Below are 23,951 nucleotides of genomic sequence, written 5' to 3'. Positions count from 1 at the left end.
GCATGCTCATCTCCGTAGTTTTTAGGTATTGACTTTATTCCTGTTCGTGTTGAATCTATTAGAGTGTCAGTACTTCTTCCGAAATGGCAAACCCAGGGTGACCTGGGGACGCAAAGCCACGGGCCAGCAAGCTGGCGGCCGGGTTACCGAAGGGAAGCCGCGTTGGTTGTATCGGAGCCCATCTTCGGCAGGAAGATGGGCTTTTTGCTTGTGGGTTCCGGCGATGTCCCGACACCGGCCCCGGGAGGATGGTATGAAGAAGAGCGTGCTCATCGTAGATAACAACAAGGTTCTCCTGCATCTTGTCAGCAGGTTCATGGAGCAGCGGCAATACGAGGTCGCCACTGCCGAAGACGGGCTTGCCGCCTTGAATGTTCTCGATTCCTTCCGCCCCGGCCTCATCTTCATCGATCTGGTCATGCCCAAGATCAACGGCGAGCAACTCTGCCGGATCATCCGGCAGCTCCCCGAGCATGCGGGCGTTTTTCTGGTCATTATCTCGGCCATTGCCGCCGAGGAAAAGATAGATTTCCTTTCCCTGGGCGCCGATGCCTGCGTGGCCAAGGGGCCCTTCAAGGAGATGGCCGAGCATTTGGCGGTCATCCTGGAGCACTTTGAGCAGGATGATCCCGAACCCTTGCGCCATAAGATTTTTGGCACGGAAAAGATTTTCGAGCGGGAGATCATCAAGGAGCTGCTTGCCGCTAAAAAACATTTCGAGGTAACCCTCGGCAACATGACCGACGGCTTTCTGGAACTCACCGAGGAGGCCGACATCATTTTTGCCAATGCCACCGCGGCCAGGCTCTTCGGCATGCGGGAGGACCAGCTTCTCTCCGCCCGTTTCCCAGACCTTTTCCCCGTGCTCCATGCCGGGGTCATCCGCGGCCATCTCGATAAACTGGACAACACTCCCCTCGAGATAGGGGCCGCCGAGCCCATCGTCCTGCAGGGAAGGCAGCTTCTCATGAAGCTGGTGCCCTTTGCCGACCAGGGGCAAAATTTCATTATCGTCCTCATTCACGACATCACCAGGCTGAAAGAGACTGAGCAGGAGCTGCGCCTCCACAAGGAGAGGCTTGAGGAGCTGGTGGCCGAGCGCACCGCGGCCCTGGAGGAAAAGAATGACGAGCTTGCCGATGCCCTTTCCAGGGTGAAAACACTGAGCGGCCTGCTGCCCATCTGCGCTTCCTGCAAAAAGATTCGGGATGACCAGGGCTACTGGAGCCAGATTGAAGTGTATATCAAAAACCATTCCCATGCCGAGTTCAGCCATAGTATTTGTCCTGATTGCGCAAAAAAGCTCTATCCTGAACTTTTTTGACCCTTGCCGTCGGTGCGCGCATCGGCGGCCTGACTCCGGCCCGCGCTGACGGATCTTTTCCGCGCGGGACCTCCCGCCGGGGAAAGGGTTGCCGCCTCCGGCAATTCTTTCCCGACCTGCTTCCTCTCCTTTGTCCAGCCATTTTCCCGAGGGGAATTCTTTTCCCCTTCGGCCTCCGCAAGGTTTTTTCCTTTGTGTTTCCCGCCGTCTTCTGTATCTGTTTATCTATTTGTTTTTATTATATTTTAATTGTGTTTTCCTTCGTTGGTTGTTGCGTTGGCACGCCTCTTGCTTTATCGGGTTGGCAAGTGTGTTTCAGGCTGGAGAGTCGTTGAAGATCAACCCCCAGAAAAGAGGATTTCCAGTGGATGCATTGATGATCCCCCTGGTTCCGGCGCAGCAGAAGGTTTCCCCCCTTGAGGTGAAGAACCAGGGCAGACCCGAGCCCGTGTCAAAATTTTCCAGGTATATGGAAAAGAAGATGGCCAACGAGCGTCAGGAGAAAAACAACCTTCTTGGCGCCAATAGGGCCAACGCAAAGGCACACTCTTCTTCGGCAGAGGGCAGGAACGAGGCCCGGCAAGCGGCAAAAGAGGACGGGCAGGACGCTTCGAATATCGCGGCGCTTCTTGCCCAGTTTGTCGCCGAATTGAAAAACGCCGCCACCGCCGATGGGGATTCCGGGCCTGGAGAATGGTCCTTCTCGGTGCCGGATGCGGCGCTTATTCAGAAAATTGCCGCGGATGCGGGGATGAGCGATGCCGAACTCGCCGTGCTCATGGAAAAAATGAAGAATCAGGACGGGGCGTTCAGCCTGGTTGATTTTCTCGACACCTTTGCCCGCCACTTCGAGTCCCTTTCGGACACGAACCCCGTTAGCGCTCCGGAAACGGATCTGCCTCTTCTGCAGATCATTCTTGAGCGGCTGGGCGCTTCCGCCACCGAGGTGGCAAAGGTGGGCGAATCCGCCGTACGTGGCGACAATAGCCTTGATCTTGAGAAACTGCTTGCCGGGTTGCAGGATTTGCAGGGGGAAGGAACCACCACCCTGACCCAGGTTGAGGCGGAGCAACTGCAGGAGATGCTCGCCGGCGCCGGTGTTTCCGAACCCATGCAGCGATCCCTGCTGCCGGAGCTGGTCCCGAGCTGGCTTGATGCGGAGGCGGAAGGGCTGCCGGTAACCATGAGTCTGGAACGTCTTCAGAATCTTCTGAACCAGGCGGTCAAGGATGTGAAGGCGAATCGGCTCCAGGCCGACCTTCCTTCCTTCCTCGCCGACCTGCAGGAGGTTTTGAATCAGTCCGGGTTTGCGGCCAAGGACATGGGCTGGACCCCTGCCGTGCAGGAAGCCGTGGTCTCTGTTTTTGAAAAATTGCTGGAAAGCGTTGATCTTGCCCAGGTGAAACTGCGGCAGGGCAATCAGTTTGCCCAGCAGGAAAAAAATTCCGACCTTGAGGCTGACGCCGAAGGCGAGACATGGGAAGAAGTTCTTTCCGGGTTGGACGAGGCCGAGTCGCTTCTTGGCGACGAGACGAAAAAGGATGCGGCCCTGGCCGGGGAAAAGAATGCCGGCCCCGACGGCAAGTACGACAGCGCCGCCTTTGCTGCCGACAGTATGGGCGAGGAGGGTGGCGTCCTTCATTCCGGTGCGGCGGCAACGGCGAAAAACGAAGCAGGCGGCGCCAGTGGGGCGGCGGCCCAGGTTTCCCGGCCGTTCGTACACATCGCCAACCTGCCGCCGGGTCTCCAGCAGGACACCTTTGCCCAGCTCTCCCAGGGGGTTCTGCAGGGCCTGCGCAACAACGAGCACCATCTGGTCATGAAGCTCTATCCCAAGGAGTTGGGCGAGGTGCGGGTTGAGCTGATGGTCCGCGACGAACAGGTTGCCGTCTCCTTTGCCATGGAAAACTCCAAGGTCAAGGAGGTGCTTGAGAAGAACATGGAGCAATTCAAGGAAAACATGGAAAAACAGGGATTTGTCCTGGGTGAGTGCATGGTTTCCGTGAATAATCAGAATGAGGGCAATGAAGCCTGGCAGCAGTTTCAGGCCTCCTGGCGCGAACAGGGGGTGGGCCTGCGCAAGGTAAGCCATCCCGCGGCCCTGCCCGAGGACGTTTTGTACCAGAGCGGAAGTGGCAGAAGTCTTAACGAGAACGGCGTGGATCTTTTTGCCTAAGGAAAGCGAGGAACAAAAATGAGCACCATCGACAGCACAAGTTCAGGAGTCCCCACCGCCACGACTTCTTTCATGCCGGAACCGGTCGGGAAGGCCTCGTTGGATCGCAACGATTTCATGACCCTGTTCATCACCCAGATGCAGCACCAGGATCCGCTGGAGCCCATGGACAGCTATGAGATGGCCTCCCAGCTTGCCCAGTTTTCCAACATGGAAGCCACCATGAAGATGAGCGACAACATGGAAAAGCTGCTCGAGTACCAGACCTCCCAGAATAACCTGCAGCTTCTGACCCTCATCGACAAGGAGGTTCAGGGCTACGGCAACAGCATGGGCGTGGTGGACGGCAAGACGACCAGCACCGAATTCACCCTGGCCGACGCCGCCGACACCTGCAGCATCGAGATCTATGATGCCGCCGGCAGGATGGTCGATACGGTCAAGGTCGGCTATGCCGCCTCAGGGACGCATGAGTTGAGTTGGGACGCTGTAAACCCCAACGGGGAGACGGTTCCCGACGGGCTTTACACCTACAAGGTGAATGCCCTCAACAGTCAGGGCCAGAAGATCGATGTGGATTACCGCACCACCGGCCGGGTTACCGGGGTTCAGTTCGACTCCGGCGTGGCGCGGGTCAGCGTGGATAACCATATAAGCATGAATGTCAGCGATGTCCTCGTGGTGAAGTGATTCAGGGGAATAACGTGGAAGCAAGGTAACAGGAGGTAGCATATGGGTGTATCAAGTTCATTGTATGCAAGCATCAGCGGGCTCAGCACCATGGGAAACGCCATGAGTGTGCTCGGGGATAACGTCAGTAACGTCAATACCGTCGCCTTTAAATCGAGCCGGGCCACCTTTCAGGACGTTCTTTCCCAGAACGTGGCCACGGCGGCGGGTACCGCCCAGGTCGGCCGTGGTGTGACCATGACCACCATCGACGGTATTTTCGCCCAGGGCTCCTTTGAGTCCACCTCAAGCTCCACCGACCTTGCCATCGGCGGCCAGGGCTTTTTCATGCTGCGGGCGCCGGAAAGCGCCGAGGCGGACATGTACACCCGGGCCGGCGAGTTCCGCTTTGACAAGGAGGGCTTTCTGATCAACCCTTCGGGCAGCTTTGTCCAGGGCTGGACCATTGATCCGGTCTCCGGCGAGGTGGAGGGCACCATCGGCGATATCAACCTGGGCAAGTCCACCCCGCCGGTGGAAACCACCGCCATCCAAGTCATCGCCAACGTCGATTCGAGAAAGACCAACGAGACCATCGAGACACGCCTCTTCGATGCCTGGGACGGCAGAAACGCCGCCGCGGTCGTACCTTCGGCGCCCATTGACGTCAATGCCTACGAGTACACCACCGCCATCAAGATCTATGACGCCAAGGGCGCGAGTCACGATGTCACCATTTATTTCGACCGGACCACCAAGGACAACCAGTGGGAGTTTCTGGTCGCCTGCGAGCCCATGGAGGACAAGCGGGTTCTTTCCGACGGTCTCGATGACGCGGGCAGCCTGGACGGCACCAACGACGAGGTTTCCATCTATACTCCGGACACCACCTACAACTATGTGAACCATAAGGGGGCAGGCGCCCTGCTCTACGGGGTGATCGATTTTTCCACCTCCGGCGCCATCGACAACATCTGGGCCTGGAACGTGCCGCCGGACGGCGCGGTGGATCCTGCCCAGAACACCAACCGCATCGTGCTGTCCAATACCGACCAGTACTACTCCTTTGCGGCCAACTTCACCGGCGCCACCACCAACCAGATGATCGAGCTGAACCTCGGCGCCCGTTACAGCGGCCAGACCACCGGCGTTCCCCAGATTCTGGTGAGCGGCACCGGCGCCTCCTCCAATGCCGGCGGCACCACCCCCATCACCAAGGAAACCCTCTGGACCTCTGTCTACGACAGCTCCTCCGGCACGGTGGTCGATTCGACCACGCCCGCCCGGGTTTACTTCGGGGGCTATATGAACGACGGAACCTATGTTGACCCGACCACCAATTTTTATGATCTGGATCCCACGGAAAAGGTGCAGGATCTCCTGGATGCCATGGACACCGCCTTTGGCTGCACCTGCACCATCGACGCCGCCGGCCGCATCCGCATGACCGATGACACCACCGGCCCCAGCGGGCTCGCGGTCACCACCTTCTACTTCGATGTCGGTGGCGGCGGTCCCACCAGCACGGTGAATCCCTTCGGTGTCTGCGACGTCAGCGACCCGACCGTCCTCAACACCTTCAATGTCAGCACCACCAAGCAGCAGGTGGTTTCCACCGAGCGCGCGGTGAACAACCCCGGCGGCGATGTGCCGGTGATCACCGAAGACACCCTGCTGGTCAATGTTTATGATCTGGCCGGCAACGTCCTGGCCGCCGGTGACGATATCGTCTTTAACGGTGTCAGCAGCAGCGGCAATCCCGTGGCCGCCACCTTCACGGTGGGCGATACGACCAGCGGCGTGGGTTTTGGCCCGCCCCTGACCTCGCCGACCGATACGGTTCGCGATCTGCTCACCTGGCTTGAGGATCAGTTTGACGCGGAGGCCAGCATCGACGGCGCCGGCCGTCTGGTCCTCACCGACCGCCGGGCTGACGAGGTCGCCACCGGCGGCTATTCGAGTCAGCTTGAGGTGACCTCCATCGACTATACCGGCGTCGCCTCCGGGGCCGCGCCTTTCGGGACCGGAACCTTTATCACCACCGCGGCCGACACCAGCGGCGAGGATGGCAGCAGATCCGGCGACACGGTGAGCCTTGATTTCAATACCGAGGCGCTCTCCACCACCCAGTACGCCAACAGCTCCACCACCATTTTTCAGGATCAGGACGGTTTTGCCGCCGGTTTCCTGCAGTCGGTCTCGGTTGACCCTGCCGGCGTTATTACCGGCAACTACTCCAACGGCCAGGTTCTTGAAAAGGCCCAGGTCGCCTTGGCCAGCTTCAACAACCTTGCCGGTCTCAGGAAGGAAGGCGGTAATGTCTTCCGGGAAACCACGGAGTCCGGCGCGCCGGTCACCGGCGCGCCCGGCACCAACGGCCTGGGTTCCATTTCGCCAAACTCGCTGGAACAGTCCAACGTGGACCTCGGTACCGAGTTCGTGAAGCTCATCACCACCCAGCGCGGCTTCCAGGCCAACTCGAAAATAATCACCACCACCGATGAGATGTTGGCGGATCTGATCAACATCAAGCGGTAACAGTCTCCTGTAGCATCCACACCCCAACCTGGGCCGGCGGTTCGGACATCCCCTTCCGAGCCGCCGGCTTTTTTTTAGCTGTCAGTTCTCAGCAGGCTGCCGTCGGAGTATTCACCGTTTCCCCTTCCCTGTTCATGGAGCCGCCTGACTTTTGCTTGTGTGCGGTTGGCGATTTGCCGTGCAGCATTGTCGATGGAGGTTTACTCCGGCCGGGGATGGCCTTGCTCTTTGCGCGTGTGGATTTGCTTGGTGCCTGTGGCTCGATTGGGGGTAAGTCCGGGGGGGAGGCTGGGGCGCTGTTGAGGGTGGAGTGGAGGAGGAAGGGAGGGAGGGACGCCGGCGCGGAAAGGAAAGAGTGGGTCGCTTAATTTTTTAGCGTTTGGCAAGGATGGGCAAGGGCGAGGGATCAGGTTGGATGATCCCGCCCGGCGGTTCCAGGCATCCTGGCCAGGCCCTCGACACCACTGCGGCAGGGAGAGGGGATATCCCTGTCCCTGCCGCAGTGGTGGTTTGAGTATGTTTTTATCGAAAGGATTATCTGGAGAGGGTTGCTGTATTGCTTGCCAACGGATCGGCTTAACGAACCATCTGCAGCAGCTTCTCGTAGATCTCGTCCGTGGTGGAGATGCTCTTGGCGTTGGCCTGGAAGGCCCGCTGGGTGGTGATGATGTCCACCATTTCCCGGCCGAGATCGACATTGGACATCTCCAGGCTGTTGTTGGTCACGGTGCCGAATGAGCCCTGGCCAGAGGTGCCGAGGACAACGGAGCCGGCCTCCGCCGTGGCGACAAAGCTGTTATTGCCTTCGGCGCGCAGGCCCTGCTGGTTCGTGAAATTCGCCAGCACCAGCTGTGCCTGGTCGAGGTTCTGGCCGTTCGAGTACTGGCCGATGATGACACCCCGGGAATCTAGGTAGATATCCTGCAACCGTCCCTTGCCGTAGCCGTTCTGGTCCTGGGAGATGGTGGTGGAGGGGGTGGCGTAGCTGGTGGTGGCCAGGCCGCCTCCGTAATACCGGTTTTCCGTATCCACGACGAAGGCCGAATCCTGGTTGCCAAAGATCTGCGCCAGATCCGGATTGGTGGCCGGAGTCTCTCCGGCGCTATTGCTGTAGGAGATGGAATCAATGGCCAGCCGGCTTTCCCCCACCTCGGTGTCGGTCAGGGTGAGTTTGCCGTTGCTTATCGTGGCCTGGCAGGCAAACTGCTCCTCAAGGCCGGCGAGAAGATCCGATACCGTCTGGGAAAAATTTACCGTATAGGAATAGCTGACCGGGTTGCCCTCTCCGGTGCTGCCCTGGAAGTGGATGATGTCGCCTTCCTGAACCTGATTGCCCAGGGAGTCAAAGACCGTGTTCCAGTTTGTCGTGGCGCTGATGGGCTCCGCCGCCGTTTCATCGCGGTAGGCGCCGCCTATGCTGGTGGTTGCCTGCGGTTTCGGAGTGTTGCCGAAGCTGATGGTCGAGCTGTTATTCGCGCCCGAGGGGTCGAAGTTGTAGTCAAAGCTGAAAAAGGATTCGCCCCGGCCAAGGCTGATCTGGTTGGTGTCGCTCGGGGCGACATTGCCGTCGGGTGGCACGTCCCAGCACTGGATGTCGCTCAGGTCGCCGTTGCTGGTGAAGTGGAGCACCCCGTAGAGAAGGGCGCCGGCGCCCTTGTCGGCCGCGGAGGAGTAACGCCCGCCGCCATCGGTCAGCCTCTGGTCGAGGAGCGGGTCGCAGGTGATGAGAAACTCTTTTTCGTTGGCGTTGCTGGTGCCGTCGAAATAGATGGTCAGGTCATAGGCGTAGGAGGGTGCGGTGATCGGGTCCGTCTCCTTGCCCGGGCCATAGATTTTTATACTGGACTTGTAGTCGTAATTGTCCGCGGCGATTGGCGGCGACGTTCTGCCGTCCCAGCTCTCGAACAGGGAGACGCTCGCGGCTTCCTGCAGGGCCGGATCGCTGTCCAGGTTTGTGATCAGCTCCACATGGCCGGTCGCCGACTGGGGCGAGGTGCTTTTGATCAGAATATCGTCAATGACGGTCGAAGGCGAGGTGCTGGCGCTTAAGTTGTAGCCCTGCACGAATTGCCCGGTGGGGGTCACCAGATTGTAGGCATTGGGCTCGGCGCCCGAATGTTCCACCAGATTGAAGTTGCCGCTGCGGCTGTAAGTGGCCGCCGTGGTATCTTCGGGATCCCGCAAAAGGAAGAACCCGGCGCCGTTGATGGCCATGTCCGTCGATTTGCTGGTGCTTTCCAGCGAGCCAGCGGAAAAGGAGGTGCCGATATTGCCAAGCTGGACGCCGTGGCCAAAGGAAAGGTCGTTGATGGTGGTTTCCAGGATGTCGGCAAACTGGGTCTGGCCGGCCTTGAAGGCGTTGGTGTTGACATTGGCGACATTGTTTGCCGTGACATTGAGCTTTTGGCCCATGGCATTGACGCCGCTGATGCCGTTGTAGAAGGAGCCTAGCAGGTTCATTGTTCGCCTCGCGCAGTAATTTCCGGATACAGGATGACTGCAGCGAATATAAGCAACAAACGTGCCATGTGTTGATTTTTTGCAGTTTCTCCTTTGCTTACGGATGGATAGCAGTGTTTCCCGATTGCCGCGCAGGAGGCGGTTGGGAAAAAAATTCCCGGGACAAAGAGAGCCGGGAGTGAAGAGGGAAGGGCGACCGGCGGGGTGCCGGTCGCCCTTCTTGGGAAAGTATCGCGTTTTTCAGGGGAGGAAGGCGTCGAAGATGGCAAAGGCCTTTTGAACCGCCGGAACCTCCCGGCTCAGTTCGAGGTAGGATCTGCCGGCAATCTCCTGGCCCACCAGTTCGCTGCTGGCCGGCAGCAGGCCGCCCAGGGGCATGTCGGTGGATTCCACCGCCTCTTGAATTTTGGCCATCAGCTCTTCGCTTGCCGGTTCCGGCACCCGGTTGACGATGAGGCATTTCTTTTTCACCTCGATGGCCAGGGGGCCGGTGAGTTCGGCAATGCGCCTGGCGGTCATGATGCCGCGGGCAGAGGGGTCGGAGACCACGATCAGGTAATCGATGCTTCGTAAGTTCATCCGGCTCAGGTGTTCCATGCCCGCCTCGTTGTCCACCAGGATGTACTTGTAGTTGTCAGCCAGGTGATCCATGGTCATGGCCAGGTGCTGGTTGGCGGCGCAGTAGCAGCCGGGGCCGTCCGGCTGGCCCATGGCCATGAGGTCGAAGCCGCTGGCTTCCACCAGGGACTGGTGCACCTTCATCTCCATGTACTGGTCCCTGGTCATGTTGGGGGGCATGTCGCCCTTGAGTTCCTTCCTGATCTGGCCGATGGTGGTGGCGACCGTAAGCCCCAGCAGTTCGTTGAGGTTGGCGTTGGAATCGGCATCCACCGCCAGCACCGGGGTCAGATTCTTTTCGGTGAGATATTTGATGAGCAGGGCGGAAATGGTGGTTTTGCCGACCCCACCCTTGCCAGCCAGGGCAATGATCTTGGGCATGTTTTTCTCCAGCGCAAAGAGGATCTTGAAGGCAAAGGCGCAGGGGGCGAAGAAACGGGTTTTATTTGCAGAGTTGGGGGAAATCCCGCGTATTGCCGTCGGAACGAAGCATTTTTCAGCCAATCCGTTAACTATAGAAAGCAGGGTGGGGATTGTCAAACCCAAAGGCGCGGCAAGGTGAGAAAAGCGTGGAATCGCGGCTATTTTACCCTTGCAAGTTGCGGGCGAGCTGGTATGCTTATCCGCTTGACCTGAACGAGGATTCCGCCCTCTCCCCTTGAGGGATGTTCCGATACAGCCGACAAAGCGCGCAATGTTTTTTGATAGGGAGAAAACCCATGGATTACCGGGCGACACTCAACCTGCCCCAGACGGATTTCAAGATGAAGGCCAACCTTTCCCAAAGGGAGCCGGAGTTTCTCAGGGCCTGGGAGGAAGGCAACCTCTATGCCAGGGTTCAGGAGAAAACCGAGGGCCGGCCTCTCTACATCCTGCACGACGGTCCTCCCTATGCCAACGGCCATATCCACATGGGCCATGCCTTGAACAAGATCCTCAAGGACATCATTCTCAAATCCAAACGGATGGCCGGTTTCCATTGCCCCTACGTGCCGGGCTGGGATTGCCACGGCCTGCCCATCGAGCTCAATGTCGACAAGGAGCTGGGCCCGAAAAAGCGCGAGATCGGCAAGATCGCCTTCCGCTCCGCCTGCCGCGATTATGCCGGCAAGTGGATCAAGAGGCAGAAGGACGAATTCAAGCGCCTGGGCGTCCTGGGCGATTGGGAGCATCCCTACCTCACCATCGATTATCGCTATGAGGCGAGCATCGCCCGCGAGTTCAACCGTTTTTTGCTTTCCGGCGCGGTGACCCGCAGCAAGAAGCCGGTGCACTGGTGCTCCTCCTGCCAGACCGCCCTGGCCGAGGCGGAGGTGGAGTATTACGATCACACCTCGCCCTCCATCTACGTGAAGTTTCAGGTCGCCGACGATCTGGGCGCCGAGATCCCGGAATTGGCCGGCGCAAAGGTCTTCGCGGTGATCTGGACCACCACGCCCTGGACCCTGCCCGCCAACCTGGCCGTGGCCTTTCATCCGGATTTCACCTATGCCGCGGTCAGGGTCGGGGATGAGTTTCTGATCCTGGCCGAAGGGCTGGTCGAGCAGGCCCTTGCCGCCTGGGGTATCAGCGACTACCGGATCGTCGCCACCTTCTCGGCCCGGCTGCTGGAGGGCAAAAAATGCCGCCATCCCTTTCTCGAGCGCGAATCTCTCATGGTTCTTGCCGACTATGTAACGTTGGATACCGGCACCGGCTGCGTGCATACCGCGCCCGGCCATGGCCGCGAGGACTATCTGACCGGCATCCGTTACAATCTGCCCGTGCTTTCGCCGGTGGAGAGCGACGGCCGTTTCAGCGCCGAGGCCGGCCCCTACGCCAACCTCTTCATCTTTGAGGCCAACAAGCTGATCAACGAGGATCTGGCCAGGCAGGGCTCCCTCATCAAGGAGACGAAGCTCTCCCACAGCTATCCCCATTGCTGGCGCTGCAAGAAGCCCGTTATCTTCCGGGCCACCGAGCAGTGGTTCATCTCCATGGAGGCCAATGGCCTGCGCGAAAAGGCCCTGGCCGCCGTCAGGAAGGTGGCCTGGATTCCCAGGTGGGGGATGGAGCGGATCTACGGCATGGTGGAAAACCGGCCGGACTGGTGCCTTTCCCGCCAGCGTGCCTGGGGGGTGCCGCTCACCGTGGCCTACTGCAAGCAATGCGGCGAGGTGGTCAACGACGAGAAGGTGATGGAGCGCATCACCGAGCTTTTCAGCATGGAAGGGGCCGATGCCTGGTTCAGCCACGAGCTGGCCGATTTCATCGGGCCCGATGCCAGGTGCGGCAAGTGCGGCGCCGGCGAATTCGTCAAGGAGGAGGACATTCTCGATGTCTGGTTCGATTCCGGGGTCAGCTATGCCGCGGTTCTAGAGGAGCGCGATGAGCTTGCCGCCCCCGCCGATCTTTATCTTGAAGGCAGCGACCAGCACCGCGGCTGGTTCCAGAGTTCGCTCCTGGCCTCGGTGGGTACCCGGGCGATTCCGCCTTACAGGGGGGTTCTCACCCACGGTTTTGTCGTGGACGGCCAGGGCAAGAAGATGTCCAAGTCCATCGGCAACGTCATTGCCCCCGAGGAGATCATCAAGAAGTACGGGGCCGAGATTCTCCGCCTCTGGGTCGCCTCCGAGGACTACCGGGACGATATCAAAATCTCCGATGCCATCCTGACCCAGCTTGCCGACGCCTACCGCAAGATCAGAAACACCGTCCGCTTCATCCTGGGCAACCTTTATGATTTCGATCCGGCCGTCGATGGGGTGGACGATTCCGAGATGGATGAGTTGGACCGCTGGGCCCTTTACCAGTTTGAACTTCTGAAGATCAGGGTGCTCAAGGCCTATGAGAATTTCGAGTTTCATCCCGTTTTTCACGGCCTCGCCAACTTCTGCACCGTGAGCATGAGCGCCCTTTATCTTGATGTTTTGAAGGACCGTCTCTATACATTGCCAGCCAAATCCAAGGAGCGGCGGGCGGCGCAGAGCGCCCTTTATGAGATCGCCGACGGCCTGGTGCGGTTGATGGCGCCGGTGCTTACCTTCATGGCGGCCGAGGCCTGGGAATATCTCCCCGGCAAGGAGCTGCGGGAGGAAAACGTTTTTGTCGCCCTCTTTCCCAAGGTGAGAGAGGAACGGACCGGCGACAGAAATCTGGCTGAGAAATGGGATCGGGTTCTGAAGGTCCGCTCCGAGCTGACCAGGGCACTGGAGATCGCCCGGCGCGACAAGGTGATCGGCCATTCCCTGGAGGCCGAGGTGGTGGTGGCGGCCACGGGTGAGCTGAAAGAGTTTCTGGCCGCCAACTGGGAAACCTTGTCCGCCGTGGCCATTGTTTCCGGCCTTGATCTTGTGGATGCCTTGCCGGCAGAGGGCTTTGTCAGTGCCGAACTGCCCGCCCTTTCCGTTCTGGTGCGGCCGGCGCGCGGTGAAAAGTGCGAGCGTTGCTGGTTGCGTTCCGAAACCGTTGGCCATGACGGCGATCACCCCGGCCTTTGCACTCGTTGCGCAACCGTGGTGAAGGCGATTTGAAAAAGCAATCCTCACCCATGGTTCCCCTGCTCTGGGCAGGGGGGGTCGTTGTCCTTGATCAGCTGAGCAAGGCCCTGGTCATGGCCTATTTCAATCTCTACGAGTTGAAGCCCGTCATCCCGGGGCTCTTCAATCTCACCTACCTGACCAACACTGGGGCGGCCTTCGGCATGCTGGCCGGCCAGGAGAGTCTCTGGCGGCAGGTTTTCTTCGTGGGCGTGGCCCTGGTGGCGCTCGTGATCATGTTTTTTTCCTACCGGCAGTTCCGCGACCAGGGCAGGATCTTTGCCCACGCCATCGGCATGATCGCCGGCGGCGCCGTGGGGAATCTCATCGACCGCCTGCGCTTCGGCGCGGTGGTGGATTTCCTGGATTTTTACGTCAAGCACCACCATTGGCCGGCCTTCAACGTGGCGGATTCGGCAATCACCGTCGGGGTGGCCCTGTTTATCCTGGGCAGCATCCTTCATCCGCCGGCGGGCGCGGAGAAGTGAAGGGGCTTTTTTGAGGTAATGGAACCCATCATTGTTGAACGATATCAAGAGGTAAAGGCATGGCGGATGCAAAGATAGCAGTGATTTTTCCCGGTCAGGGTTCGCAGTTTCTCGGCATGGGCAAGGAGTTTCTCGACGCGGACCCCGAGGCCCGAGGGCTCATGGCCCTGGCGGAAAAGGCTTCCGGCTTCCCTGTCAGCAAGCTCTGCATGGAAGGGCCCATGGAGGAGTTGACCCGCACCGTGCATCTGCAGCCGGCTCTCACCGCGATGAACCTCATCTGCTGGCAGGCTCTGGCCAGGGCCGGGGTGAAGCCGGCCTTTTTCGCCGGCCACAGCCTGGGGGAATATGGCGCTCTCTGCGCGGCCGGTGTCCTGAGCGCCGAGGAAACCCTGGCCCTGGTCACCGAGCGCGGCCGTTTCATGGAGCGGGAGGGTAATAAAAATCCGGGCGGCATGCATGCCGTGGTGAAGCTGCCCATCGAGGCGGTGCGGGAGATCGTCGCTACTGCCCAGACCAAGGGCAAGCTCACCATTGCCAACCACAACTCCGCGGAGCAGATCGTCATCTCTGGCCAGGCTGCGGCCCTTGATGCCGCGGCCGAACTGGTCAAGGAAAAGGGCGGCAAGGCCATACCCCTCAAGGTGAGTGGCGCCTGGCACAGCGAGCTGATCAAGGGCGCGGTGCCCGATTTTGAAGCGGTCATGGCCAGGGTTGCCTTCAAAAAGCCGCAGACCCCGATTCTTTTCAATGTCACTGCCGATGTCGAAGATGATCCGGCGGCCATCCGCAGGATCATGGCCGAGCAGATCGCTTCCACGGTGCGCTGGTACGAGATCGTCCAGAAACTGATGGCCGCGGAAGTGCGGGTCTTTGTTGAAGTGGGCCCCAAGAACGTGCTCACCGGGCTGCTGAAAAAGATTATTCCGGCAGACTACGAGCACCGTTGCTTTCAGGTGGAAAATCCCGAAGGGCTTGCCGCGTTTCTGGAAGCGCTCTAGAAAATCCGGTAATTTGAGAACACGAAAAAGGCGGCCCGGGGGTTCTCCCCGGCCGCCTTTTCTGTTGGGGGCTTGCCCATCTTTGCCAGTCAGAACTGGTAGATTATGCTGCCGGAAATATAATCCACATTGTCGATGAAGCAGTTGTAAGGGGTTTGCTCGGTGTCAAAGTGCTCATACTCCATCCGAATCGCGAAATTGCGATGGAGATCGACGTTCAGTCCGCCGCCGAAGTAAAAACCGAAGTCGTCGGTGTCGCCCGCGGCCTGATCCACTGCGCCGACCCCGATATTGACATCGCTTTCCCAGAAATGGCCGCCGCCTTTGATGAAGGGGGTTATCCGCTTCAGAACAGGCTGCTCGCTGACATAGCTCAGCGGCCAGGAAAGCACCAGGCCAAGGCCGGAGGACTTCATTTCGTTTCGGATCTCGACATCGTCGGCCAGCACGGTCCAGAGAACATTCTCGGAAACAAAGGTGTCGCCGCTGTTTGCCCGGATCGAGCCTTTGCCGAAATCGGCATAAAAGATCTCAAGGCCAATGGTCTTGGTGAAGCGGTACCCGGCAAAGATCTTGTAGCCGTCATCATCTTCATCCAGGGTCGTGGTGCCGGTCATGCCGGAGACGCTGTTGTCCAGGGTCGCCTCCCCCCAGCCCAGGCCGATGTACCATCTGCTTTCCGGTGCGTCGCTCAATTCCTGGCCAAAGGCTTGTCCCGCGCCGGTGAGCAGCAGGCTGCCCGTCAGGGTGATTCCCGCCAATTTGGTAAACAATCCCCTCATTGGTGTTCTCCTTTTTGTTGATGTTGTTTTTTCGCCGCAAGGCGCCGGGGAGCTATTCTACGGTAAATCCGGTCGTTAGGCAATATGTAACTTGCTGGAAGTTAAGAAATAATTTCAGGAAAACGGCGGGCAGCACGACTGGCCGCGGGTGGAGCCGGTTTGGGGAAAGCGGAGTGCGTCCGGAATAATCCGGGTCGGCGGGCGCCGCAAAAGGAGAAGGCGGCCGGGGGAGGAGGTTCGGCCGCCTTCGTCGGGCTGGGCGTGCAGGCTGTTTGAAATGGGTTTTGGGGCAGCCTGCGGGCGATCCACGCCGGGATCGTCATTGTAATGAAGCCGGGACGGCTTTTTCAGCAACCTGCTAGAAATACATCCTTCTGAGTCTGGCAAGGCCGATGAGGCCGGTGCCGAACATCAGCATGGTCGCCGGTTCCGATACCGGTTGGTGGTCAACCTGTCCTTCCACCTCGTCATTGCCGCAGCCCATGGTCCAGTGCAGCATGATGCTGGATGCCGTCGCCGGATCGACACCGAGAGAGCTCAAGGAAACTCTCGCCTCAAAGATCCAGCGGTCGTAAGTCGGATTGCCGGTATACCAGGTTGCGCCGCCGCCGGAGTCGAGCACGTTCACATAGGTGGCGTCGGTATGCACACCCTGCACGGTCCGCTCCACGTCGGCCTGGCTCACGGAACCGATGGCCTGAAACGGCGTTGACTGGGGATAGGGGCTGGGCAGGGTCCAGTCGGTGGCCGCGATCAGGTCGCCGCTGTAGACATCGAGACCGTAGTCATAGGTGCCGTTGCGGTCGGTGTCGATGGCGATGTCGCCTGCGAGGTATTGTGTTCCTGTCCAGCCCGCGACGCCGGTTGGGGAGGTGAGGTCAAAGCCGGTGATCAGGTAAATATAAAGATACCCTCCGTCGGTTGCCCCGCCGATGCCTTCCGCGTCAAATGCCTGGCCGCCATAGCCGGGGTTCACGTAGGCCCAGGCGTCGTAATACTTGCCGTTGGTGGAGACAAAGTTGTTCTCAGGGCCGAAGGCCTGATTTTTGTCTGTCAGCATCGCCGAGCTTATGCCGTATTCGCTGAGTGAGCCGTCCACGGAACAGGGCAGGGCATCTCCCTTGTCCGCGGAGCAGAAAAGGGCCAAAAAGAGAAGAGAGGGGATCAGCTTGGTTTTCATGTTTTTTTCTCCATCAAGGAGATGTGTGTTGTTGGGTTGGTGGTCATGGTTTTTGTCTGAAGGTTAAGCAAGGAGCATGCCATGTTTTTTTTGTTGAATAAAATCAAATTGTTGATTGTTTCCTGGTCTGGGCGGGGTGTGACGACTTCTGTCGAGAAATCCGGAAATCCGAACATTATTTCTGTGTAACTTCTTGAGAAGACAGTATTTTCCGTTTTTCCATCTCCTGAAATCTATTCCGGGAATACGGAATTGCGGTGGTCCTGGCAAAGCCCCATGGGATTCGCGCCGGTAAATGCTTTGTCCGGAATGTGCCGCGTGTTTTCGCGGGGCGGGATGTGTCCCGGGTCCTTGCTAATTGTTGCTTGACAAGGGGGGGAGATCCAAGTATCTTTGTCCGTTTTCCGGTCCGGAGAAGGGAGGGGTTCGTCCTTGCTACGGGATCATGCGCGCTTGCCGCCGGAAGCCGCCGCCGTGCAGTGCTGACAGCCCCTTGTGAAACGGACTGTCAAGAGGCCGCCGATGTTCGGGTGGCAAAATGTCTGTTCTGTTTCCGGCGCAGCGGCCCGACGGGATTCTGTTGATATAAAACGAGTTTGTCCATGTTCGAGAATTTATCAGACCGCCTCAATGACGTTTTCAAGAAGCTCCGTGGCCACGGCAGACTGACCGAGGAGAACATCCAGGAAGCCCTGCGCGAAGTGCGCATGGCGCTTCTGGAAGCTGACGTCAATTTCAAGGTCGTCAAGGAGTTTGTCGCCTCTGTCGCCGAGAAGGCGGTGGGACAGGAAGTGGTCGGCAGTCTGGCGCCGGGCCAGCAGGTGGTCAAGGTCGTCCACGACGAGCTGGTCGAACTGCTGGGCGGGCAGACCGCCGCCCTTGAACTCGGGGGCCGGCAGCCCGTCGTCATCATGATGGTCGGTCTCCAGGGTTCCGGTAAGACCACCTCCTCCGGCAAGCTGGCCAGGATGCTCATGGGGCGCGGCCGCAAACCGTATCTGGTGCCGGCCGACGTCTACCGCCCGGCCGCCATTGATCAGCTCACCATCCTCGCGCAAAGCCTCGGGGTGCCGGTGCATCCTTCCACCACGGCCCAGGACCCGGTGGCGATCTGCAAGCAGGCCTTTTTCGCCGCGCAGAGTGGCGGCCATGATACGCTGATCATCGATACCGCCGGCCGCCTGCATGTGGACCAGGAACTCATGGCCGAACTGGCCCGGATCAAGGCCGAGGTCAACCCGGCGGAGATCCTTTTCGTGGCCGACGCCATGACCGGCCAGGACGCGGTGACGGTTGCGGACAAGTTCAATCAGGATCTCGCCATCACCGGCGTGATCCTTACCAAAATGGATGGCGATGCCAGGGGCGGTGCCGCCCTTTCCATCAAAAAGGTAACCGACCGGCCCATCAAGTTCGTGGGCATGGGCGAGGGGCTCGATGCCCTGGAGCCGTTCCATCCGGATCGTATCGCCTCCCGGATCCTGGGCATGGGCGACGTGCTCACCCTTATCGAAAAGGCCGAGGCTGCCGTTGATAAGGAAAAGGCGGAAAAACTCGCCAAGAAACTGAAAAAGGAAGGCTTCACCCTGGAGGACTTCCGCGATCAGATCCAGCAGATCAAGAAGATGGGCAGCCTTGAGCAGATCATGGGCATGATCCCCGGTTTGAACCGGATCAAGCAGATCAAGGATATGCCCAAGCCCGACGAGAAGGAGCTGGTCAAGGTGGAGGCGATCATCAACTCCATGACCAGCAAGGAACGGCGGAACCATGCCATGATCAATGCCAATCGCAGGGTCCGCATCGCCAACGGCAGCGGCACCTCGGTGCAGGATGTGAACAAGGTTTTGAAGAGCTACACCGAGATGCTCAAGATGATGAAGAAGATGAGCGGCAAGCCCGGTGGCCTGGGGGCCATTGTCGGCGGCCAGAAGAAACGGAAGCGGCCCAAAGGGCTTTTTCGATAGTCGGTTTACAAGAGAACAGAGATTCAGCGGGCTTTCGCCTTTGGGGCAAAAATGTTTGCTGAGAAACGTATCAGGAGGAAATGAAAACATGGCTGTACGGATTCGTTTGACCAGAATGGGCCGTAAGAAGAAACCTTTTTACCGCATCGTGGTAGCCAATTCCGAGGCCTGCCGTGATGGGCAGTTCCTTGAAGTGGTCGGCACCTACGATCCCTGCAAGCAGCCCGCCGAAGTGATCCTGAAGCAGGAGCGCGTCAACGAGTGGCTGGCCAAAGGGGCCACCCCCACCGAGACGGTGAAGAGCCTGCTCGCCAAGGGCGTTGCCGCGGAATAAGAGCCAATGAAAGAGCTGGTAACTTTTATCGCCTCCTCCTTGGTGGACGATACCGCTTCAGTGCAGGTTTCCGAGGAAGAGCGCGAAGACACCGTTGTCCTTGAGCTGCGTGTCGCCAAGGACGATCTCGGCAAGGTCATCGGCAAGCAGGGCAGGACGGCCAGGGCCATCAGGTCCCTGCTCACCGCCGCGGCAGGCAAGGACAACAAGAAGGCCCGCCTCGAGATCATGGAGTAGGATTTCTTGGAAATCCGCGATCTCGGACCTTCCCGCGACGGGCAGATAGCCGTCGGCAAGGTCGTGAAGGCGCATGGCATCAAAGGCGAGATCAAGGTTTACCCCTTTTCCGGCCGGCCCGGCGATTTTTCCGGCTACCGGCGGATAACGCTGGTCGAGCCGCGGCAGGGGCGGACCGTTTCCTTTGAGATTGCCCAGAGCCGCTGTCTGGCCAATCTTGCCATTCTTCGGCTTGTTGGGCTTTCGGAGCGGAACGGCGCCGAGGCCCTGCGGAACTGGGAAGTGCTTGTCGCAAGGGAGAGCCTGCCGGCGCTGGCGCCGGGGATCTACTACTGGCACGAACTGGACGGCATGACGGTGCGCACCGATGATGGCCGGGAGATTGGCAAGGTCGGTGGACGTCTGTCGACCGGGTCGCAGGAGATTCTTGTGGTTACCGGCCCGGCCGGCGAATATCTGATTCCGGCGGTTGCCGAAATCGTTGCCGGCCCTGCCGCCGACGGCGGGGCCCTCGTGATCACCCCGCCGCCGGGATTGTTGGAATTAAACAGGTAGGCCGCTTTCTCCTTTGGCAAAGCGGCCCCTTTTTTGCGGCAAGGCTTTGCCGGCGGAACTGTCCAGGATGAGATTCGATGTCCTCACGATTTTTCCGGAGTTGCTGGACTCTCCCCTCAAGGAGGGGATAATCCGCCGGGCCCAGCAGGCCGGACAGGTGCGGATCGTCGCCCACGATGTCAGGGATTACGCCCTTGACAAACACGCCATGACCGATGACCGCCCTTTTGGCGGCGGGGAAGGCATGGTGATGAAGCCGGAGCCTCTGGCCGCGGCGGTGCGGGACGTGCAGGCACAAGGTCCGGAAAAAGGGCGGGTCGTTTTGTTGAGCCCGCAGGGTCGGCCTTACACCCAGGCCAAGGCCGAGGAGTTGGCCGGTTGTGCCCGGCTGCTCCTTGTCTGCGGTCGCTATGAAGGGGTGGATGAACGTTTTGCCGCCCATTACGTCGACGAGGAAATCTCCATCGGCGATTATATCCTGACGGGCGGCGAGCTGGCGGCCCTGGTGCTGATCGATTCCGTCACCAGATTGTTGCCCGGGGTTCTGGGCTGCGCCGACTCGGCCGAGTATGACACGTTCAGTCGCGGCGGCCTGAAGTACCCGCAATATACCAGGCCCAGGGTTTTTGAAGAGGCGGAGGTGCCGGAGGTGCTTCTCTCCGGCGATCACGCGGCCATTGGCCGCTGGCGGCTCATCGTCTCGGTGGAGCGGACCCTGGCCAAGAGGCCGGATCTGGCGCCGGGCATGCGCTTCAGCGCGGCGGAATTGAAGATTTTAGAGCGGCATGGCCTCGTCGCCAGGCTGCGGGAGGTCGGCTGGGATGGCCGACCGGAAGCCAAGTGACGGAAGAGAACGTATACGGCGCCGATCACGGACATTTTCGCGTGGATCTGGCCCTGGTGCATTACCCGGTCACCAACAAGAACGGGGAAACCATCGGTTCGGCGGTGACCAACCTTGACCTGCATGATATTGCCAGGGCGGGACGCACCTTCGGGATCGACACCCTTTACATCGTCACCCCCTTTGCCGATCAGCAGGAACTGGTTCGCGATATTCTGGACCATTGGCAGACGGGGTATGGGGCCACTTACAACCGCAAGCGGAAGGATGCTCTCGCCCTGGTGCGGGTCTGTGCGGATTTGGCCGAAGTGTACGGGCTGGTCGGGGAAAAATGGCGGCAAAGACCCACGGTGCTGGCGACCAGTGCCAGACACCAGGAAAGGACTCGGAGTTTTACCGCGCTGCGGCAGTCGATTTTTGCCGGGGAGCCGGTGCTGATTCTCTTTGGTACGGGCTGGGGCATGGCGCCGGAGGTTTTTGCCGGAGTGGATGCGCTGCTGCCACCCATTGCCGGTTTTGGCGAGTATAATCATCTGTCCGTGCGATCGGCCGCCGCCATCGTCCTGGACAGACTGTTGGGTAAACATTGAAAAAAAAATCAGGGCGTGTATAATGGCCCGCGTGGAATCCGTTAACAAGAGGTAAGGAAAAGCTATGAACGTACTCGAGCAGATTGAAAAAGAGAACATGCGGCATGACATGCCCGATTTTCGGGCCGGTGATACCGTAAAGGTGCATATCCGCATCATTGAGGGCAACAAGGAGAGGATTCAGATCTTCCAGGGCGTTGTTATCCGCCGCCGTCGCGGCACCGTGGGCGCCAGCGTCACCGTGCGTAAGATTTCCCATGGCGTCGGCGTCGAGAAGACCTTTCCGTTCAGCTCTCCCCGCGTGGAAAAGATCGAGCTGGTGAGCGAAGGCCGTGTCCGCCGTTCCCGTCTCTACTACCTGCGCGAACTCAAGGGCAAGGCCGCCAGGATCAGAGAGAAAGGCCTCAGCTGATTTTTGGCAATCGCCAGGAACAGTGGCGGCAGGGCCGCAGCTGCTCCTGGGGTTTTGTAGCCGCATGATATGGGGCCATGGCTTGCCGTGGCCCTCCTTTTTTCACACCGGGTAGCCGTTCAATCATAACGGCAGCGGCGGGCCCTTCTGCGTGGTTGCGAGAGGTGGTGCGTCTTGGCAAAGGCGAGAAGACTGTGGCCCCATGCTCCCGGGGATGATACCTTCGCCATCGAGCGTTCCCTTCAGACTCAAGGGTATGCCATTGTCGCCGGCACCGACGAGGCGGGGCGTGGTCCCCTTGCCGGGCCGGTGGTCGCCGCCTGCGTGATTCTGCCTTCCTCCTGTAAGTATCAGCAATTTCAAGATTCCAAAACGCTTAACGAAAAGGTCCGTGTGCAACTCGCCAGCGAGCTTGTCGCCATCGGAGCCGTCATTGGCGTTGGTATTGTTACCGCCGCCGAGATCGACCGGCTCAATATTCTGCAGGCATCGCTTTTCGCCATGAAAAAAGCGGTGGAATCCCTGGCGGTCGTCCCTGATTTTCTGCTGGTGGACGGCAAGTTTCCCGCGCCGGTGACCATTGCCCAGCAGGCCCTGGTCAAGGGAGATTCCCGCAGCGCCTCCATCGCCGCTGCCTCCATCGTCGCCAAGGTACGGCGGGACGCCCTGATGGCAAAATATCACGCGGAGTATCCCCAATATAATTTTCAAAGGCACAAGGGGTATCCCACGGCCGAACATTTTCGGCTTCTCCGCGAACATGGGCCTTGTCCCATCCATCGCCAGAGTTTCGCTCCGGTCCGGGAATGTTTGACCGGAAAATGAAGAGCGGAAAACTGTCCCTGGGGCAGGCGGGAGAGGAGCTTGCCAGCCGCTTTCTCGCGGGGCTCGGCTACCGGCTTCTTGCCAGGAATTACCGGACCCGGCTGGGCGAGATCGATATCGTTGCCGAGGAGGGCAGGGTGGTGGTCTTTGTCGAAGTGAAAACCCGCCGCGCCCATCAGTGCGGGCATCCGGCCGAGGCTGTCACTCCGGCCAAATGCCGGCAGATCTCCAAGGCCGCCTTGCAGTATCTCGGCGAAACGGGCAGGGAAGGGCAGGATGCCCGATTCGATGTGGTCGCCGTCACCATTCCCGCCGATTCCTCCCCGGAAATCGAGCTGATTCGTAATGCCTTCGATTTGAGTTATGGAGTGTGACCGCCGTGACAATACCTGAAACGCAAGCCGTGCCCATCGGCATCACCATGGGCTGCCCGGTGGGCATCGGCCCGGAGATCATTCTCCGTTTTCTGGCCGGGGCCGGCCCCGCTCAGACTTTGCGTCCCGTGATTCTCGGCGATGCCGGGGTGCTGCGCCGCTGTGCCGTCCAGCTCGGCCTTTCCCGCGAGATCGTCGTTGACTGGCAACCCGGGGGGGCCTGGCGGCACGGCGCGATCAACGTGCTTTCCCTCTCCGCCCTGCCCGACGACCTTGGCTGGGGAAATCCCACCGCGGAAACCGGCCGCGCCATGGGGAGCTATATCGAAGAGGCGGTCCGGCTGGCGCGGGCGGGCGAGCTTGCCGCCATGGTAACCTGTCCCATCGGCAAGACGGCGCTCAGGGCTGGTGGCTATGATTATCCGGGCCATACGGAAATGCTGGCGGATCTCTGCCAGGCAAAAGATTATGCCATGATGATGGCCGGCGGCAAGCTGCGGGTGACCTTGGTCACCATCCATCAGGCCCTGGCCAGGGTGCCCGCCGCGGTAAGCGAGGAGGCGGTGCTGCGGATGATCGCCATCACCGGCCAGGCTCTGCGCAACGACTTTGCCCTGCAGCGGCCGCGCCTGGCGGTGGCCGGCCTCAATCCCCATGCCGGCGAGAATTGTCTCTTCGGCGATGAGGAGGTCCGGATCATTGCTCCGGCAGTGGCGGCGGCCCGCCGGCTCGGCTGGCAGGTGGAAGGACCTTTGCCGCCGGACACGGTTTTTCATAAGGCCGTGCAGGGGCGGTACGATGCGGTGGTCGCCATGTATCACGATCAGGGGCTGATCCCTTTCAAACTGCTGCATTTCAGCGACGGGGTCAACGTTACCCTGGGTCTGCCCATTGTCCGCACCTCGGTGGACCACGGCACGGCCTATGACATTGTCGGCAGGGGGCTGGCATCTTCGGCCAGCCTCTCAGCCGCCTTTTTCATGGCCGCTGAGATAGCCGCCAACAGAAAAAAATCGGCTGCGACCGCTAAGGAAAACAACGGAAGATGAGGTGTGACCG

General features: G+C 59.7%; 22 protein-coding genes and 1 riboswitch. Of the genes, 18 read left to right on the top strand and 4 right to left on the bottom strand.

Features of this window, described 5'->3' with window-relative positions; all coding sequences use genetic code 11:
* The first annotated feature begins 75 nt into the window (after nucleotides 1-75).
* Nucleotides 76-151: riboswitch (cyclic di-GMP riboswitch) on the top strand.
* A gap of 102 nt (nucleotides 152-253) precedes the next feature.
* The 4 genes from ACUUL3_RS08480 (at nucleotide 254) to ACUUL3_RS08465 (ending at nucleotide 6,707) form a co-directional block, all read left to right on the top strand.
* On the top strand, nucleotides 254-1,324 hold the full coding sequence (locus tag ACUUL3_RS08480; RefSeq protein WP_448556369.1) for a response regulator: 1,071 nt from the start codon (nucleotides 254-256) through the stop codon (nucleotides 1,322-1,324).
* Nucleotides 1,325-1,688: 364 nt separating this feature from the next.
* Complete coding sequence (locus ACUUL3_RS08475; RefSeq protein ID WP_448556368.1) at nucleotides 1,689-3,500, top strand: flagellar hook-length control protein FliK; 1,812 nt, start codon at nucleotides 1,689-1,691, stop codon at nucleotides 3,498-3,500.
* An 18-nt stretch (nucleotides 3,501-3,518) separates the two neighbouring features.
* On the top strand, nucleotides 3,519-4,190 hold the full coding sequence (locus ACUUL3_RS08470; RefSeq protein WP_448556366.1) for a flagellar hook assembly protein FlgD: 672 nt from the start codon (nucleotides 3,519-3,521) through the stop codon (nucleotides 4,188-4,190).
* A gap of 42 nt (nucleotides 4,191-4,232) precedes the next feature.
* Nucleotides 4,233-6,707 (top strand): flagellar hook-basal body complex protein, encoded by a 2,475-nt coding sequence (locus ACUUL3_RS08465; RefSeq protein ID WP_448556364.1) that lies wholly within the window; start codon nucleotides 4,233-4,235, stop codon nucleotides 6,705-6,707.
* A gap of 576 nt (nucleotides 6,708-7,283) precedes the next feature.
* Here the strand turns inward: ACUUL3_RS08465 and ACUUL3_RS08460 are convergent.
* Together ACUUL3_RS08460 and ACUUL3_RS08455 are read right to left on the bottom strand one after the other, a co-directional pair.
* Nucleotides 7,284-9,167: a flagellar hook-basal body complex protein gene (locus ACUUL3_RS08460; protein ID WP_448556362.1), complete on the bottom strand. Its 1,884-nt coding sequence runs from the start codon at nucleotides 9,165-9,167 to the stop codon at nucleotides 7,284-7,286.
* A 240-nt stretch (nucleotides 9,168-9,407) separates the two neighbouring features.
* Nucleotides 9,408-10,166, bottom strand: coding sequence for an ATP-binding protein (locus ACUUL3_RS08455; RefSeq protein WP_448556360.1), 759 nt, complete (start codon nucleotides 10,164-10,166; stop codon nucleotides 9,408-9,410).
* Here ACUUL3_RS08455 and ACUUL3_RS08450 point away from each other — a divergent pair.
* The 4 genes from ACUUL3_RS08450 (at nucleotide 10,165) to fabD (ending at nucleotide 14,792) form a co-directional block, all read left to right on the top strand.
* On the top strand, nucleotides 10,165-10,347 hold the full coding sequence (locus tag ACUUL3_RS08450; protein WP_448556358.1) for a hypothetical protein: 183 nt from the start codon (nucleotides 10,165-10,167) through the stop codon (nucleotides 10,345-10,347). The genes ACUUL3_RS08455 and ACUUL3_RS08450 overlap by 2 nt on opposite strands.
* A gap of 157 nt (nucleotides 10,348-10,504) precedes the next feature.
* A complete protein-coding gene (gene ileS, locus ACUUL3_RS08445) occupies nucleotides 10,505-13,297 on the top strand; it encodes an isoleucine--tRNA ligase (RefSeq protein WP_448556357.1) in 2,793 nt (930 codons plus the stop codon).
* A gap of 17 nt (nucleotides 13,298-13,314) precedes the next feature.
* Nucleotides 13,315-13,791 (top strand): signal peptidase II, encoded by a 477-nt coding sequence (gene lspA, locus ACUUL3_RS08440; protein WP_448556460.1) that lies wholly within the window; start codon nucleotides 13,315-13,317, stop codon nucleotides 13,789-13,791.
* Nucleotides 13,792-13,850: 59 nt separating this feature from the next.
* Nucleotides 13,851-14,792, top strand: coding sequence for an ACP S-malonyltransferase (fabD, locus tag ACUUL3_RS08435; protein WP_448556355.1), 942 nt, complete (start codon nucleotides 13,851-13,853; stop codon nucleotides 14,790-14,792).
* 89 nt (nucleotides 14,793-14,881) lie between these two features.
* Here fabD and ACUUL3_RS08430 read toward each other — a convergent pair whose 3' ends face one another.
* The gene (locus ACUUL3_RS08430) at nucleotides 14,882-15,574 is read right to left on the bottom strand and encodes an outer membrane beta-barrel protein (RefSeq protein WP_448556353.1); all 693 of its coding nucleotides are present in this window, start codon (nucleotides 15,572-15,574) and stop codon (nucleotides 14,882-14,884) included.
* Between the two features lie 358 nt (nucleotides 15,575-15,932).
* Nucleotides 15,933-16,754, bottom strand: coding sequence for a PEP-CTERM sorting domain-containing protein (locus tag ACUUL3_RS08425; RefSeq protein WP_448556351.1), 822 nt, complete (start codon nucleotides 16,752-16,754; stop codon nucleotides 15,933-15,935).
* A 602-nt stretch (nucleotides 16,755-17,356) separates the two neighbouring features.
* On the opposite strand from ACUUL3_RS08425, the gene ffh reads away from it, so the two are divergent.
* From ffh to pdxA, 10 genes are all read left to right on the top strand, one after another.
* A complete protein-coding gene (ffh, locus tag ACUUL3_RS08420) occupies nucleotides 17,357-18,721 on the top strand; it encodes a signal recognition particle protein (protein WP_448556349.1) in 1,365 nt (454 codons plus the stop codon).
* Between the two features lie 88 nt (nucleotides 18,722-18,809).
* On the top strand, nucleotides 18,810-19,055 hold the full coding sequence (gene rpsP, locus ACUUL3_RS08415; protein ID WP_448556347.1) for a 30S ribosomal protein S16: 246 nt from the start codon (nucleotides 18,810-18,812) through the stop codon (nucleotides 19,053-19,055).
* Nucleotides 19,056-19,061: 6 nt separating this feature from the next.
* Nucleotides 19,062-19,292 (top strand): KH domain-containing protein, encoded by a 231-nt coding sequence (locus ACUUL3_RS08410; protein ID WP_448556345.1) that lies wholly within the window; start codon nucleotides 19,062-19,064, stop codon nucleotides 19,290-19,292.
* A gap of 6 nt (nucleotides 19,293-19,298) precedes the next feature.
* Nucleotides 19,299-19,847, top strand: a complete 549-nt coding sequence (gene rimM, locus ACUUL3_RS08405) for a ribosome maturation factor RimM (RefSeq protein WP_448556343.1) — start codon at nucleotides 19,299-19,301, stop codon at nucleotides 19,845-19,847.
* Nucleotides 19,848-19,914: 67 nt separating this feature from the next.
* A complete protein-coding gene (trmD, locus tag ACUUL3_RS08400; RefSeq protein WP_448556341.1) occupies nucleotides 19,915-20,691 on the top strand; it encodes a tRNA (guanosine(37)-N1)-methyltransferase TrmD in 777 nt (258 codons plus the stop codon).
* The gene (locus tag ACUUL3_RS08395) at nucleotides 20,688-21,281 is read left to right on the top strand and encodes an RNA methyltransferase (RefSeq protein ID WP_448556339.1); all 594 of its coding nucleotides are present in this window, start codon (nucleotides 20,688-20,690) and stop codon (nucleotides 21,279-21,281) included. Before trmD ends, ACUUL3_RS08395 begins: the two co-directional genes overlap by 4 nt.
* 64 nt (nucleotides 21,282-21,345) lie before the next feature.
* Nucleotides 21,346-21,693 (top strand): 50S ribosomal protein L19, encoded by a 348-nt coding sequence (gene rplS / locus ACUUL3_RS08390; RefSeq protein WP_448556337.1) that lies wholly within the window; start codon nucleotides 21,346-21,348, stop codon nucleotides 21,691-21,693.
* A 174-nt stretch (nucleotides 21,694-21,867) separates the two neighbouring features.
* Nucleotides 21,868-22,518 (top strand): ribonuclease HII, encoded by a 651-nt coding sequence (locus ACUUL3_RS08385; protein WP_448556335.1) that lies wholly within the window; start codon nucleotides 21,868-21,870, stop codon nucleotides 22,516-22,518.
* Entirely contained in the window at nucleotides 22,515-22,892 is a 378-nt protein-coding gene (locus ACUUL3_RS08380) for a YraN family protein (protein WP_448556333.1), read from the top strand. Before ACUUL3_RS08385 ends, ACUUL3_RS08380 begins: the two co-directional genes overlap by 4 nt.
* Before the next feature lie 11 nt (nucleotides 22,893-22,903).
* A complete protein-coding gene (gene pdxA, locus ACUUL3_RS08375; RefSeq protein ID WP_448556458.1) occupies nucleotides 22,904-23,941 on the top strand; it encodes a 4-hydroxythreonine-4-phosphate dehydrogenase PdxA in 1,038 nt (345 codons plus the stop codon).
* Nucleotides 23,942-23,951: the final 10 nt, after the last annotated feature.

The organism is Thiovibrio sp. JS02 (assembly GCF_053485635.1).
Note: the sequence above shows the minus strand (reverse complement) of the source record. Positions and strands in the feature narration are given on the sequence as shown.